Here is a 14,779-nt window from a genome sequence, read left to right on the forward strand (position 1 = left end):
GACAGGCAGTTGTGCGCCCGACATTTTGGCTCGAACGACGGGAGTCGATCCTGATGGGGCGGCCGCTCAGCATCCCGGCACCACTGCCGAAAGCGGACGTCGTTGACAGCGAGATTTATCGCGGCAGAGCACAGCCTTCGGAGGCGGCTAGTTTGGTTTGGTTTTATGGGTGAGTGATCGCTCTACATGACACGGAAGCCGCAACCTGCCACCAAGCTCTCGCCAGGGCCAAGCACCGACAATCCATTCCATTTTTCGATCGAGCCGCGGTTGTGAGCATCGACGACATGACTTACCGGCTCAAAACAGAAGAAGTTGCTCGCCCGCGATGGCGAATAGACCTGGTAGAAGTTCAGGGGCGGCGACGCTTCGATCCTGAGGCCACGATTTTGCTCCGGCCAACATATGGAAGCGACGCCGTCCCAGCCGGCAAAGGCATTGTTTATCCATCCACCTGGCAAGGCGGTCGGCGTGCCGAAATCCCAATCGGGACGGGTTTTGACATCCACGAACCCGTCGGGAAGATGGTCGGGCCGTTCGAGGCAGACCTGTGACGCCGGGGCGTGAAGCGTTGTCCGTGTGGTTCTGGGCAACCATGGATGGATTCCAAGCCCGAACGGAAGCCTGACCGGCGCGCGGTTGACGATTTGAAGCAGCAGTTCGAGCGCCTGTCCAGTCAGAGCGTAGCTCACCTCCGCTCGGTACCGATACGGCCCGGGTCCCCCGCTGATCAGCGACAGCCTGGCTTGGTCCGGCGTCAGGCTGTCGACATTCCATGCGCTTGAAAATCCATTGCCGTGAATGGGAAACGGCTCGCCGGCAAGGTTGGGAAGCAGTTCGTGGAATTTGGCGTCGAAGGTAAAGCCGCCGCTCGAGATGCGATTTGACCAGGGCAGGAGCAAATTGCAGGCGAGATCAAAGGGGTTCGAACTCCCGTGCTCCGGCCACGGCCTGAACAGCGGCACGCGGCCATGGTCGAACCGCGCCAGACCGGCCCCAAGCGACGGAACAATCTCGGCGGACAGGTCGCCGCTTCGAATTTCAATGGTCTCAATCATTCAGGAGGTATCGGCCTTGGCAGCGGCGGCCGGCTGTTGATGGCGACCCTTGCGGGCGACAGCGAGAAGGTCATTCGACGCGATGCCGATCAGCGCTTTCATCTGGTCATGCGCGTCGTCGACCCTGCGCATGCGGATGGCCTCCAGCACGTCGCCATGCGCGCTCAGCGTCTGCTGATAGTTGGCGGTGGCCGATGTGGTCAATCGGAAGGAGAAGCTCAGGGCCGCCGCAAGCATGTTGCCGAGATTGGCGAAAACCGGGTTGCGGCTGGCGCGCAGGATGGCGGTATGAAAGCGGACGTCGGCGTCGAGACAGGCGGCGAGGTCATCTTCCGGCGCGATGCGCATGGCCTCGTAGGCGGCTTCGATCACCGCGAGATCGCCCGAGGTCGCCATCTTCGCCGCAAGCTGGGCGGCGGCTGGCTCGATGACCAGCCGCGCCTCGATCAAGCCGCGAACAAAATCGAGATCGGGCTCGATATCGCGCATCCATTCGAGAACCTGCGCATCCAGCCTGTTCCATTCGCTCGACACACGCACTCGGGTGCCTGCCCGCTTGCGCGCCTCGATCAATCCCTTGGCCGAAAGCGTCAGCAGCGCATCGCGAAGCGCTGTGCGGCTGGCGCCGTAGATGACACACAGTTCAGCCTCCGTCGGCAGCAGCGCGTGCTGTGCATAGGTGCCGGCGAGAATCCGCTGCCCGAGATCGCGGGCGATACGATCCTTCAGGGATGACGTGGCGCCATCCCCGGCGGACGGATCCTGCTTGCCTTGACCAATCGAAGCGGTCACCGCGTCCATAGTCATGTCCTGTTCAAGTGGTACTCGGCAATCACCACAGCAAGGATCAGCAGCGAGCCTTTTGCAAGCAATTGATAAAAGGTTGGTACCGACGTCAGTATCATTCCGTTGTTGAGCACGCCAATGATGGCGACGCCGAGCAGCGCCCCGACAATCGTTCCCTTGCCGCCCTGCAAGGCGCAGCCACCCAGAACCGCCGCTGTAATGGCCTCGAGTTCCAGGCCCTGCGATCCGGATACAGGCTGCCCCGAGCCGGTGCGGGCGGCCAGCAGGATCCCGGCCAATCCGGCGGCAACGCCGCTCATGATGTAGATGCCGACGCGGTAGCGGTTGATGTTGATGCCGGAGAAGCGAGCGACAACGGGATTGCCGCCGAGCGCATAGATGTTGCGGCCGACGATCGAGCGCGCCAGAAAGAGATGGAACACGATCGCGGTCAGAACAAGAATCCAGATCAGCAGCGGCAGGCCGAGGATCCGCCCAATGCCTATGAACCGGAACGTGTCGCTGAAGATGGCGATTGACTGCCCATCGGACATGATGAAGGCGATGCCGCGAAAAATCGCCATGGTGCCGAGCGTGGCAATGACCGCATTGACCCGTCCGTAGGTGATGATGATGCCGTTGACGAGACCAGCAAGACCGCCAAGGACCAGGCCGGCAACGATGCCCGCCGACGGCGACCCGGTCGCCTGGATGGCCATTGCAGTCGATACGGTGGTCAGTCCGACAGTGGCGCCAACGGCGATATCGAGGCCGCCGGCGACAATGACCACGGTCTGGCTCATAGCCAGCACGCCGAGGATGGTGATGCCGAGACCGATGTTGAGCAGGTTTCGGCTGGAGAAAAACACATCGCCGCGCAGCGAACCGAAGATGACGACGAGAATGGCGAGCGCGACCAGCAGGCTGATATTGTGGACGCCAAGGCGCTCCACAAGGCGCGAGGAAGCGCCGCTGGCGTCGGTCTGCGCTTTCGAGGCGCGAAGCTCGAGGCTATTCATTGGATGTGGTCTCCGAGCGCTGGTGCAGATTGCGGCATGGCGTGTTTGAGGATCGTCGCCTCGTCGATGTCGGGCCGGGACAATTCGGCGGTGATCCGGCCTCCTGCCATGACCAGAACCCTGTCGGCGAGGCCGATCAGTTCCGGCATTTCCGAAGAGATCAGCATGATGCCGATCCCGCTTGCCGCGAGTTCATCGATCAGTCGATAGATTTCCGCCTTGGCGCCGATGTCGATGCCGCGGGTCGGTTCGTCGAGGATGAGCAGCATCGGCTGCCGGGCAAGCCAGCGCGCCAGAACGACTTTCTGCTGGTTGCCGCCCGACAGCTTTGAAACCTGTTCGTCGAGATTGGGAGCCTTGATCGACATTTTGGCTGCCAGCGGCGAGACAATCTCCAGCGCCTTGCGCCGGTTGAAGAAGCCGAAGCTCGACGTCTTGTCGGGCACGCAAAGTGCTGCGTTGTCGAGAATGCTTCGAAACAAAAGCAGCGCCTCGTGCTTGCGGTCCTCGGGGGCAAAACCGATGCCGGCGACGATCGCCGCATGCGGACTGTTGGGGAGAACGGACACACCGTTCATGGCTATGGTGCCGGCCAGACGCCGGTCGTAGCCGACAATCGCCTTTGCCAGTTCGGAGCGACCCGCGCCCATGAGGCCGGCGATGCCGAGCACTTCGCCGCGACGAACCCTGAGGCTGACATCGCTGACGCGGTCGGTGGTCAGGCCCGACACCTCCAGCAATTGTTCCCCCGACCGCCACGTCTCGCGGGTGAACAGGTCGGCAATGTCGCGGCCGACCATGAGCTTGGCAATGGTCTGTTCGCTGGCGCCGGCCGCCGGCGAATCGTCGACCAGCCGACCGTCGCGCAAAACGACGATGCGGTCGGCAAGGTCGATGATCTCGTTCAGCCGGTGCGAGATGTAAATGATCGATGTCCCATCTTTGCGCAGTCGGCGGATGACTGAAAACAGACGGCGCGCTTCGTCATCGGTCAGCGACGAGGTCGGCTCGTCGAAAGCGATCAGGCGGCCGCCGGCGTGGATGGCGCGCATGATCTCGATCATCTGGCGTTGCGCCGGGCCGAGTGTGCCGCAGAGTTGCCGCGGCCGCATGTCCTGCTGCATGCCGAAGATCGCAAGCACCCGGTCGGTCTGCTCCTCGAGCTTGCGCCAGTCGAGCAGGACGCCTGCCAGTCGCGGCAATTCGCCGACGAAAATGTTCTCGGCCACCGTCAGGTTCGGCACGATCTCCGGCTCCTGGTGGATGACGCGTATTCCAGCCCTGTGGCTGTCGCGCGGTTCGCCGAAAACGATCGGCGTGGAACCGTGCCGCACGGTACCGGTGTCCGGTCCGAACACGCCCTCGAGAATGCGCATCATCGTCGACTTGCCGGCGCCGTTCTCACCGACCAGAGCGAGCACCTCGCCTGGGCGGAAAGCAATCGAGACGGTGTCGAGCGCCTGCACGACGCCAAAGCGCTTCGATACCTTGTCGAGCGAGAAGAATTCCGGTTGTGTCAAAGCTCACTCCCTGGAAATACGTGCAACTGAACAGCGTCATGCGCCTTTCGGCGCAAGAACCCAACCCGGTTCACATTCAGACCATAGCCCTGTAGTCCGAGGCAAAATTGTCGGCGGTGATGTATTCCGGGTCGGTGAAGGATTGAACCGGCAGCTGCGTTCCATCCTTGATCGAGGCCAGCAGGATCTTTACCGCCAGCGCGCCATGGTTTGCAGAGTTCAGCCACATCGTACCACGAAATGCCGAAGGCTTTCCTGATCCGAAGGCATCACAGGCGCGACTGCCGTCAATGCCGATGCCCATGCCCTGGTCCGGGGTGTAGCCGGCGTTTTCCAGGGCACGCGCCCCACCCAGCACGCCGTCGTCATTGCAGGAATAGAAGATCCAGTTGGTGACGCTGGGGTTGGCGGTCAAGGTGGTAGTCATCACGTCGATGGCATTGACCATCGTGTTGTCGTAGGGAACGCGAACGATATTGCCGGGCTTGAAGTCGGGCACCGCCTTCAGGAACGCCTCCTCGGCGCCCTTGTTGCGCTGCATGCAGGTGTCCGCCTTGCGGTCCTCTATCGAGGCGATGCGCACCTCCTTGCCGGCCCAGCCGTCGGCCTTGTAGAGCTTGGCCAGCTCCTCGCCCACGCGCGCGCCGATGTTGTACGCATTCATCCCGACATAGGGGACCTGGGTGCCGTCCTGGTAGTAGATGTCGTCGTCGACCGCCACCAAAGGAATTTTCGCTGCCTTGGCTTTCTCGGCGATGACCGGTCCCAGCGCCTTGTCGGGAACGACGATGGCGATGCCCTTGACGCCGTCACCGACCATTGTATCGAAAGTGGTGATCGTCAAATTGGCATCGAACTGGACGTCCTGCGATACGAAGGTGGCACCGGCCGCCTCTGCCGCTTTCTTGGCGCCGCCGACTTCGGCGACGAACCATGGATGGTCGCCCATCTTGTTGATGTAGCCGATCTTGATGTCGTCGGCGCTGGCCGCGCCAGCCATCAATCCGGCGGCCAGTATCACCAATGTTGCCAATGCCTTGGTCGTCGTTTTCATGTGGATCCTCCCTGCTTGGTGGTTGTCAGTCGTGGTAGAGAACCGAGCGTCCACCATCGATGATGATCGTCTCGGCATTGATGAACGGCGCTTCGTCGGAAGCGAGGAAAACGGCCGTCATTGCAACCTCGTCCGGCCGGCCAATGCGCTTGGGCGGATGAAGGTCGTAGGCCCGCCGCTTCTCCTCGGCGGGGTCTGGAAATGTGTTCCAGTAGGCTTCCGTGATCGGCGTCTCGACATAACCGGGGGCGATCGCGTTCACGCGGATGCCGCGCGCCGCATATTCGATGGCGAGCGAGCGGGTCAGGCCGACAAGCGCATGTTTGGCAACTGGATAGGGAAATGTGTGTGGAATGATCTTGAAAGCGTGGCAGCTGGCTATGTTGACGATCGATCCCGAACCGTTCGCCAGCATGGTCGGCAGAACGGCCTTGGCGCAGAACCATGCGGCCTGGAGGTCGAGCTTCAGGCAACGGTCCCATTCCTCCTCCGGCATCAGCAGGGGTTCGTGAAAGACGTTGGCGCCGGCATTGTTGACGAGAACATCGACGCCGCCATAGGCCGCGATCGTGCTGGCGACCATGTCGGCTACCGCCGATTGGTCCGTGACATCGATTTCAACGAAAAGGGCGTCGGCACCCTGGGCACGCAACGCGTCGGCGATTGCCTTTCCGCTTGCCGCATTTAGTTCGGCGATAATGGTCTTTGCCCCCTGCATGGCGAAGGCCTGGGCGGTGGCGGCACCAATGCCCTGTCCGGCGCCGGTGATAATTGAGATCTTTCCCTGAAGCCTGCCTGTCATGGCGCTCACCAATCGACCACGGTGCCGTCGGGCATGACCGCGTTGCGGGCATGCAGCACTTCCTGCTTGAAGGGGTGGCGCGCTATGACGTCCTCATCGACGGTGACGCCAAGTCCCGGCAGTTCGGGCACGTCCCAGCGACCTGGTTTGCGCTGGATCGGCCAGGTCACGACGTCGTCGTACCAGGCGACCGCGCCGGACATCTCCTCCTGGATGATGACGTTCGGCGTCGATATGCCGAAGTGAAGTGCTGCGACGCCGGCGATCGGGCCGAGCGGGTTGTGCGGCGCAAGGCCGATGCCCGCCGTTTCCGCCAGGGCCGCGATCTTCTTGGTCTCGAGCAGGCCGCCGGTATGGCAGATATCGGGCTGGGCAATGTTGAAGGCGCGCGCCGCGATCGAGTGGGTGAACTCGCGGCGCCCGATCAGCCGTTCGCCGGACGCGATCGGTACCGCCGATCGCGCGGTGATATGCGCCAGGCCGGCGACATCTTCAGGCGGCACCGGTTCTTCAGCGAACAGGATGCGGGCCGGCTCGATCGCCTTGAGATAGTCCATTGCCGCGTTGACGGAGGCCGGGCGTCCGTGAAAATCGACCATGATGTCGATATCGGGACCGACGGCTTCGCGCAGCGCGCCAACCATGTTTGCAACGGCGTCCACCGCCTTCGCGGGCGAGACGTAGTGGGTGTAGGGAATGCAGACGACCTTGATCGCGTCGTAGCCAGCCTGCGTCACGATGCGTCCGCGTTCGACGATCGCGTCGGCGGATCCCGTCTCATAGACCGCCTTCATGTCACCTAGGCCGAGATGCGTGTAGGTGCGCAGATAGTCGCGAACCTGGCCGCCGAGAAGCCGCCAGACCGGGACGCTCAGCGACTTGCCCAGGATGTCCCAAAGTGCGATCTCAATGCCGCTGACGGCTGACATTCCCTCGACGCCAAGACGCCAGAAGCCATGGCGCGTCAGGATCTGGTAGCACTGTTCGACATTGCGCGGATCCTGCCCGATGAGCAGTGCCTCGAGGTCCTGCAGCGCGCCGACAACGGCACGCGTCTTCCATTCCAGCGTCGCCTCACCCCAGCCAAACAGACCGGGCTCGTCGGTTTCGACCCGAACGAAAACCCAGTTGCGCATTTCCGCATTGCAGACCAGAGCCTTGATGGCCGTAATTTTCATTGATCCTCCCATATGTCGTCTTTTTTCACAACATTATGTATGATTTATTCTTGTTAATATGTACAAGTCAAGTGCGGCATGGCCGGCCTCATGTCGTATTTTTGCTGCACGTGCCGGCAATTCACTACCATTAGATCCAGGATGGTCAGCAGCGAATGACCGCGGCAGGCGCAAAGCGCACTGCAGGCCGCCCCAGCGGCCGGCCCACTGAGCCATGCATGTCGATGAAGAGGCCGGCCGTTGCGAGGAAACGGTGCCGTTGAAGCGCGAATATCACTCCATTCTTCGGCTGGTGTGATCGATCGACCTGACCCAACGACCCCTGCTGCAGAAGGAACCGAAGTGGCGCGGCATCGTTGATCTTTACGATACTAGATCAAGTTGCAGACGGGGCTTCAAGTTGACGATCTTGATGCTTCCGATGGACCGATTTTATGGCTCGCAGGGCCATCGAGCCGGCGCAGGCAGGGTCGCCATCGCAGAGTGTGGCGCCATCACCTGTGGAGGCACAACCGGCGCTTGGAGACAGGGCCCGCGCAAACGCTGGCGGTCGCCTTTGGGTCATCGCCGCGGCGGTTCCGCTCCTGTTCATGATCAGCGGGCTTGTCATTCGGTATGCTGCGTTCCATTCAGTCTCGGCAGTACCAGGCTTCGAAGCTTATGCGCGTGCGCTCTGCAGGTGGGACTGCGCGTGGTATGTGGACATTTCCGAACACGGCTACGAGCGTTTTCCCATTCCAGGCCAAAGCAACGTCGGACGCTGGGGCTTCTTTCCATTGTATCCCATGCTCGTGACGACTCTTCGGTTTGCTTTCCCTTTTCCCACGATTCTGATCGCGACGATCACCTCGATTGCATGCAGCTACGCCGCCTGCCTTGTGGCATGGCCACTTCTGGAGAAGAACATGCGCGCTTATATGCTGTATTGCGCGTTCCTGCTTAGCGGCCCGTTCTCCTTCCACTTCACCACGTTCCTTACCGAACCTCTTTTCGTGCTCCTGACTTCGTGCGTCTTTTTGGCACTCAAGCGCTCCAACTACCTGGCCGCTGGCGTTTCATGCGCTTTGCTGTCGGCAACGAGGCTGGTCGGGGTCCTTGCTGTGTTTGCAACCGTCATCCAAATGTTCGAGCAGCACCGCCAGCAGGGCGGGTCGGCGGTGTCTTTGCCGCGATGGGTGCTTGGTCGTCCGGATATGCTCGTAGCTATCTTCATCTCGCCCGCCGGCTTGTTTGCTTACATGCTCTTTTTGTATCTCACTGTCGGGGACGGGTTTGCGTTCTTGCACGTCCAGCGCGCGTTTGGGCGGGTTACTGGCGATCCGCTCCTTTTTCTATGGGACGGTCTCGCAGCTGTGCCGACAAAAGGACGGCTGCCCACGGCGCCGCAATGGAGCGCGCTCGCAGCGATCATAGGGCTGACCCTATCGGTCGTTCTGGCGGCTCGCAGGCGATATGGCGCTGCGCTCTTCTGTGCGAGCAGCATCATCCTGCCGTTGATCACCAACCTGGCTTCCATGGTTAGATACGTCATTGGGCTTGCGCCGCTGATGATCTTGATTGCCGAGCTGCTGTCGGTATCGAAGCTGACCTATCTCGTGACTTTGGCTCTTTTCCTGAGCGCATGTTATTTCATGACTGTGGCGTGGATTGGAGGCTATCTTGCCCTGGTCTGACAGCCTGTCACCCTTTGGCCGTGCTGCCTCGACTGGCGGCTACGCGCTGGCGTTGGTTCTGGCCGTGTCCGAGATCATCATCCTCGCACTCGCTCTCAATCCAGATGTCAACGCCGATTATCGGGCCTATTACATCGATCGCACGACGACGTGCCTCAATCGCGATGCGGTTGGCAGCTACACTCCTGGCCAGACGGTATCGTTCCGGTCCGACGGCGCCAAACAAGCAGCCGGCATGATGGTCTGCGGTTGGTCGGGCCCGGTAGGCGACGGAACCCATTCGCTGGGCGAGACCTCTCGGCTGAGACTGGAAATGCCTTCCGTTCGCGACGGGCTTACGGCAACGCTACAAATGTCCGCCGTCATTCGTCCACCACAGACCACTCAAAGGGTAATGATCTCGGTGAACGGAGTTCGGGTACACGAGGTAACACTGTCGAGCAAAGACCCGACGACGATCTCGTTCGCGATCCCGCACGCAGCGTTTGCCAGCGCAAAGGTACTCGAAGTGACTTTCGACTATCGCGACGGGATTCCGCCAAGCCCGGCCGCCAGCAAGATCTACAAACGCGCCATTAAATTGGTATCGTTCCGGCTGGACGCCGGCTAGAGCACTTCACCGTTTTGCGGAAACGGTGAAGTGCTCTAACTCTTTGTTTTGACGCAATTCCGGACGGAAAACCGCTTCACAATTTTCTGGAGTTGCCCTATTTCAGCAGCACAACAGTTCCGTGATTATCTCATATGCCTGCACCTCCCGGATGGAGGACAGCCGGCGTTGGCAATAGATCGGGAAGTCGCGTGCCTCCTCGCCGCTGCTCGGCAGCCAATCGCGATAAAGGCAGAGCGCGGCGGGCTCGAGATCATTGGAGCCGTGCTTCAGCAAGCGGCTTTAGAACGGAAATCTTTCTGGCGGATCACGCGTCAGCCATCGCCGGACTGATCGGGAATGTGTTCTGCAAAAACCCATCGGTCGAGCACGACGAAATTGATCGCGGGCACAAGCAAGCAGGTAATCATGATGGGAAAGATGAGCGGCAGGCCCAGCTTCGCCGTCAAAAGCGCAGGCGCGCCATAGGCGATGGCCAGGCCGATCACCGCCAGCAAGAGAAATCGCGGAGCCTCTGATCTATGCGACCCGCGCGACATGAAGGTTACTGACCTGTGCGCGAGATAGGAAAACAACGCCGCGGCTGCGTAAGCTGCAAGGGACGCTCGGACGGGGCTGAAGCCGAACCGTTCCGATTTGACAAAGGCGGCCGCCAAGGCAGCATACAGGATTGTGGCGGCGATGCCGACCAGGCCGAAGCGCGCCAGAAGCTTTAGGGCGGAGCCGCCGGCAGACCGATGTTCAGACGCGCGCACTACACGCATACTGGGCTCCAAGCGGCAGCGGCGCGAGGGCACGCTCAACCTTTCTGGCGAACCCGCCGGTCGACGGGAGCAGCAGGAAGTGCTCGGATCGAACCTCCCTGAAGCCTGCTTGTCGAAAGAGGGCCGCTGCTTTGACCGCGTTGAGCAGGACCGCGTCTTGGTCGAACGGACACCGGAGCACCGCCAGACGCGTCAGCGGATTATAGGGATTGTGCTCGATGATGCAGGCGACGCCGCCTTGCCGCACGACGCGTCGCATCTCGCGAAAAAAATCGAGCCAGGATGCGGGCGAAACATGATGAACAACACAACTGGCAAAAGCCAAGTCGAACACGCAGTCGTCATAAGGCAGGCCCGTCGTGGTGCATGTCCTATAGACGACGCCCGGATTGTCCTCGCTGGCGCGCTGGATCGACCCTTGCGACACGTCGCAGCCATCCAGGCGCTCGAAAGCGCCGTCTAGATAAGGATGGAGCGAACCGACACCGCAGCCCACATCAAGCGCCCGCACCATGGCTCCCCGCCGACGAAGTCCTCGCTCGGCGACTAGGCGCCGCAGCAAGTCGGCCTTTGCGACCAAAAAGAAATCGTGCTTGAGTCCGGAAAAGCGGATCGACCCATCGATCGTCTCTCCGTAACTGGATCTATAGCTGTCGAAGAGTTCGGACACCGGGAGCGACTCCGTTCTTGGGCTTGCGAAACGATCTCCGGCGCCCACCAGCGATGGCACGCACCGGCTCGTCGAAGCCGGTAAGCCGATCGATCACGTAAAGAGGGCGGCGTTTCACCTCGGCGTGGATGCTACCGACATAGAGGCCGACCACGCCGGTCATGAAAAGATTGATGCCACACAGGAACGATACGATCACCACGGTGGACGTCCAGCCGGCAATGACGCCGGTTTCAAAAATCCAGGCGAACACGGCATAAGCGCCAAAGGCCAGCGCAAGTGCGGAAATGGCCGATCCGCCCCAAAGCGCAAAGTGGAGCGGCTTTTCCGAGAAGCTGACAACGGCGTGGACGGCAAGGTGCATCATCTTCCAGAAAGGGTATTTGGTCTGGCCGATGGTCCTCGGGGGGCGTTCGAATGGCACCCCCGCTTGCTTGAATCCCATCCAGCCGAACATGCCCCTGACGAAGCGATCGTGTTCAGGCATGTGTCTGAAGACATCCAGCGCATGGCGGCCGACCAGGCGGAAGTCCCCGACGTTGCGCGGGATGTTGACCGGCGTCATCTTCTCCAGGAAACGGTAGAAAAGATCGGCGCTAAGCCGCTTGAACCAGGATTCGCCCTCGCGCTTGACACGGCGGGCGTAGACGATCTCGAAACCTTCCTTCCACTTTGCCACGAGATCAAGAACGACCTCCGGTGGATCTTGCAGGTCGGCATCCATGACGATGACGGCATCCCCCTCAGCAGCATCCATGCCAGCCGTGATCGCAATCTGGTGTCCGAAATTTCGGGAAAGCTCGATAAGCCGGAAGCGAGGTTCGGCGGTGACCACCCGCCGAAGGTATTTGACGCTGCCGTCATGGCTACCGTCATCGACAAAAATCGCCTCGGTCTCTCCGTCCAGCCGACTGATCAGTGACCGGATCCGTTCGATCAGTCGCGGCAGCACTTGTTCTTCATTATATATCGGCAGGACCAGCGAGTAGCGCGGCGACGCGTTCACTCCCGTCCCGACGCTTTGGATCACAGAGGCTCGCATGCGGATGAAAATGAAACGCCCGCGCCAAAGTTCCATAAGGCATAGCTAATTTAGAAAATTTTAGATATGGCGAGTCCGGGGAAAGACAGGCGCGCTGCTGGCACCTGCTCAAAACTCAATAGTCCATATCTGCAGCCTCGTCGCGACCGCGAACCGCCTGAGGCAACCACAAAATCTCTAATCCGCGAGACCGCCGTCGCGATGTTCAACGGCATGAATGATCGCTTCATAAACGCTACCGATCTCTTCATCGATCTCCTGAATTGGGATGCCTTCGACGGCCGCCGCCCGCAGGGCCTGGTCTGCCATATCGGTTACAAGCCGGCCCGGGTCGTCGGTTGGCCCTTCCGGCATGTGTTCGGAAATCCATTTGTATAGAAAGTCGGCACCGCGGCTGCTCATGGCGATTGCTGGATAACGACCTCTGCCGAGACAAACCTAGGATGGGGAACAGACAATGTCAGGCCTTTCGAAATAGCCTCGGGCGCGAGGTGACGTCTCACCCTCTTCGGGTTGCATGCCTACCCTATGTTCGTTGACGGGCATTCCGCGCTTCCAGCCGGTATAGAGGAGAGCAGGCTGGCAGCGAAGGAAAGTGGCGAGGGTTCGCAGCTTTTCGCGCATTGCCGTTCAGCGGCACCGCGATGGAATAATCGCGGTGCCGCGCACAGCTAGCAGTTCGCGTCAGTCTGCGGATCGCACGCCTTGTTTTTTTGCTTCTGTGGCTTGGGCTTGGCCGCCTGCTCGGGCTCGGCTTGCTGCTGCTCGGCGGCGGGCTGCTCCTTGGCCTTCGGCTTCTGAGGTTTGGCCGCCTGTTCCGGCTCGGTCTGCTGCGGCTCGGCGGCGGGCTGCTTCTTGGCCTTCGGCTTCTCAGGCTTGGCCGCCTGTTCCGGCTCGGCCTGCTGCGGCTCGGCGGCGGGCTGCTTCTTGGCCTTCGGCTTCTCAGGCTTGGCCGTCTGTTCCGGTTCGGCCTGCTGCTGCTCGGCGGCAGGCTGCTTCTTGCCCTTCGGCTTCTCAGGCTTGGCTGTCTGTTCCGGTTCGGCCTGCTGCTGCTCGACGGCGGGCTGCTTCTTGGCCTTCGGCTTCTCAGGCTTGGCCGTCTGTTCCGGCTCGGCCTGTTCGGTCTTTGCTGCGCCTTCGGTCGGCTTCGATTTCCGGCCAGCCTGAACCTGCTTCACCTCCTCAATGTCTTTGAGCTTGGCTGGTTTGACCTTGGGGTCGGCTTTCACCTCACCTTCAAAGACCGCGACCGTATTATTTTCCAATTTGCCGGACTGCTCGGGCGCGTCGGTCTTGCTGACCTTGACGGCAGTCACCTTCTGGTTCGTCGCCTTTTCGATTACATCAACATCAATGACTTTGTTGATCATCACGTTGTTCTGGATCGTCACGTCGCCGGCCGGCTCGGCCGCCTCGGCAATGCGCACAAACTCGGACTCATCACGGATAACGACGACAGAAACGTCCGCAGCAAGGAATTCGCGGGTGGGGACCACCACCCAGTAATAATCCGGCGTGGTGTCGAAGGTTATCTCGATTGAAATCAAATCCGGATCACGGCGCGGCGGCAGCGGAGCCCAAATGATGTGCTCCCTGTCACGACGCCAGCTCACCCATGCTGGCGCCCAGCGAGTGCCCGGAACCCAGTACCAGCCGATATCGTCGGCATAGCCCCATCGGCCGTAATGGTACGTCGCCCAACCGAATGGCTCGTCGGACACCCAGAGCCAGCCATACTGCTCGGTATAGACCCAGTGTCCAAGCGTATACGGACGCCAATCGTCAGGCACATCAACCGGCACGAAAACGGTCGCTCCGTGATACGAGATCCAATCGCCATGGGAAGACAGGTCTTCGTAGAATGTGCTGATCGAAATCTGGGTGGCGGCCCTTGCCTCGGACACAAGCGGCAATGGCGTAATCGGGTTGGGAATCTCGACGATCGTGAGCAGGCAGGCGGTTACACCGCCGAGCATCAGTCGCACTGCATTGTGGGCAAGGACGCGTTTCATCCCGTTTCCTCCGAAACAGATCGCCCTTCATATTGGAAACTCGCCGGCAATCGAATTGTTCCACCTTGCTAGCGTCGCCCGCATTCGCTCACGCAGCGGCTTTGGCATCGCACAATGATAAGGGATCAAACATCAGAGTTGCTTCATGAGGGGCACCAGGTCACCAACCGCCCTCACAAATCCGCGCCCGGAGATTGGAGGTGTTCCTGCTCGCAACCACGAAACTGTTTCCGCAAAGTCACATGAGGAGACAGCCATTTTCGGACCGCTCGATGCCGCGAAGAAACCCTGCAAGCCTATGTAGACAAAGCTTCCTGCTCCCACCAATCTGAGTAGCGTGGCAACGGCCATGAACAAATCGCTGCGTGCACACACACTGGGATGAGATACTATTTCAAACGAACCGCTGCGCCGGTTGCGCACCGATGATCATGTTCGACCTCGTCAAGCCGCGCGGGAGCAGAAACCTCATCGGCACCTCGAAGTCGACGGCCTCCGCGACCTGTCCGCATCCGCCACTATGGGCTGCTTGCCAGCGCCAACCGCAAGGCCAACATCGCGCGCGCTCGCGAACTGCTCGCCGCACCCCAG

The 14,779-nt window shown here is 60.7% G+C and carries 14 protein-coding genes and 1 pseudogene; 2 read left to right on the forward strand and 13 right to left on the reverse strand.

Going from position 1 to position 14,779, the window contains the following annotated elements:
* Nucleotides 1-182 precede the first annotated feature (182 nt).
* From NKH03_RS24800 to dgoD, 7 genes are all read right to left on the reverse strand, one after another.
* A complete protein-coding gene (locus NKH03_RS24800; RefSeq protein WP_352879573.1) occupies nucleotides 183-1,058 on the reverse strand; it encodes an aldose 1-epimerase in 876 nt (291 codons plus the stop codon).
* Nucleotides 1,059-1,859, reverse strand: a complete 801-nt coding sequence (locus NKH03_RS24805) for a FadR/GntR family transcriptional regulator (protein ID WP_352871689.1) — start codon at nucleotides 1,857-1,859, stop codon at nucleotides 1,059-1,061.
* A gap of 2 nt (nucleotides 1,860-1,861) precedes the next feature.
* Nucleotides 1,862-2,863 carry an ABC transporter permease gene (locus NKH03_RS24810; RefSeq protein WP_352971164.1) on the reverse strand — a complete coding sequence of 334 codons (1,002 nt, stop codon included), beginning with the start codon at nucleotides 2,861-2,863 and terminating at the stop codon, nucleotides 1,862-1,864.
* Complete coding sequence (locus NKH03_RS24815) at nucleotides 2,860-4,383, reverse strand: sugar ABC transporter ATP-binding protein (RefSeq protein WP_352971166.1); 1,524 nt, start codon at nucleotides 4,381-4,383, stop codon at nucleotides 2,860-2,862. Before NKH03_RS24815 ends, NKH03_RS24810 begins: the two co-directional genes overlap by 4 nt.
* A 76-nt stretch (nucleotides 4,384-4,459) precedes the next feature.
* On the reverse strand, nucleotides 4,460-5,437 hold the full coding sequence (locus tag NKH03_RS24820; protein ID WP_352971167.1) for a substrate-binding domain-containing protein: 978 nt from the start codon (nucleotides 5,435-5,437) through the stop codon (nucleotides 4,460-4,462).
* Nucleotides 5,438-5,462: 25 nt separating this feature from the next.
* Nucleotides 5,463-6,239 carry an SDR family oxidoreductase gene (locus NKH03_RS24825; RefSeq protein ID WP_352971169.1) on the reverse strand — a complete coding sequence of 259 codons (777 nt, stop codon included), beginning with the start codon at nucleotides 6,237-6,239 and terminating at the stop codon, nucleotides 5,463-5,465.
* 5 nt (nucleotides 6,240-6,244) lie between these two features.
* Entirely contained in the window at nucleotides 6,245-7,417 is a 1,173-nt protein-coding gene (gene dgoD / locus NKH03_RS24830; RefSeq protein WP_352971171.1) for a galactonate dehydratase, read from the reverse strand.
* Between the two features lie 698 nt (nucleotides 7,418-8,115).
* Between dgoD and NKH03_RS24835 the strand changes: the two genes are divergently transcribed.
* Nucleotides 8,116-9,090, forward strand: a complete 975-nt coding sequence (locus NKH03_RS24835; protein WP_352971173.1) for a hypothetical protein — start codon at nucleotides 8,116-8,118, stop codon at nucleotides 9,088-9,090.
* Nucleotides 9,077-9,700: a hypothetical protein gene (locus tag NKH03_RS24840; protein WP_352869562.1), complete on the forward strand. Its 624-nt coding sequence runs from the start codon at nucleotides 9,077-9,079 to the stop codon at nucleotides 9,698-9,700. Before NKH03_RS24835 ends, NKH03_RS24840 begins: the two co-directional genes overlap by 14 nt.
* Nucleotides 9,701-9,802: 102 nt before the next feature.
* Here NKH03_RS24840 and NKH03_RS24845 read toward each other — a convergent pair.
* From NKH03_RS24845 to NKH03_RS24870, 6 genes and pseudogenes are all read right to left on the reverse strand, one after another.
* Nucleotides 9,803-9,961: pseudogene (locus NKH03_RS24845) on the reverse strand (AraC family transcriptional regulator); the annotation flags it as partial.
* 53 nt (nucleotides 9,962-10,014) lie between these two features.
* Complete coding sequence (locus tag NKH03_RS24850; protein ID WP_352971174.1) at nucleotides 10,015-10,464, reverse strand: GtrA family protein; 450 nt, start codon at nucleotides 10,462-10,464, stop codon at nucleotides 10,015-10,017.
* The gene (locus tag NKH03_RS24855; protein WP_352869566.1) at nucleotides 10,442-11,134 is read right to left on the reverse strand and encodes a class I SAM-dependent methyltransferase; all 693 of its coding nucleotides are present in this window, start codon (nucleotides 11,132-11,134) and stop codon (nucleotides 10,442-10,444) included. The genes NKH03_RS24850 and NKH03_RS24855 overlap by 23 nt, the downstream gene beginning before the upstream one ends.
* On the reverse strand, nucleotides 11,109-12,176 hold the full coding sequence (locus NKH03_RS24860) for a glycosyltransferase family 2 protein (RefSeq protein WP_352883330.1): 1,068 nt from the start codon (nucleotides 12,174-12,176) through the stop codon (nucleotides 11,109-11,111). Before NKH03_RS24860 ends, NKH03_RS24855 begins: the two co-directional genes overlap by 26 nt.
* A gap of 177 nt (nucleotides 12,177-12,353) precedes the next feature.
* The gene (locus NKH03_RS24865; protein ID WP_352971175.1) at nucleotides 12,354-12,578 is read right to left on the reverse strand and encodes a DUF768 domain-containing protein; all 225 of its coding nucleotides are present in this window, start codon (nucleotides 12,576-12,578) and stop codon (nucleotides 12,354-12,356) included.
* Nucleotides 12,579-12,847: 269 nt separating this feature from the next.
* Nucleotides 12,848-14,188 carry a DUF6600 domain-containing protein gene (locus tag NKH03_RS24870; RefSeq protein ID WP_352971177.1) on the reverse strand — a complete coding sequence of 447 codons (1,341 nt, stop codon included), beginning with the start codon at nucleotides 14,186-14,188 and terminating at the stop codon, nucleotides 12,848-12,850.
* Nucleotides 14,189-14,779 lie beyond the last annotated feature (591 nt).

Source organism: Mesorhizobium sp. M1406, assembly GCF_040317555.1.
Classification (GTDB): Bacteria; Pseudomonadota; Alphaproteobacteria; order Rhizobiales; family Rhizobiaceae; genus Mesorhizobium.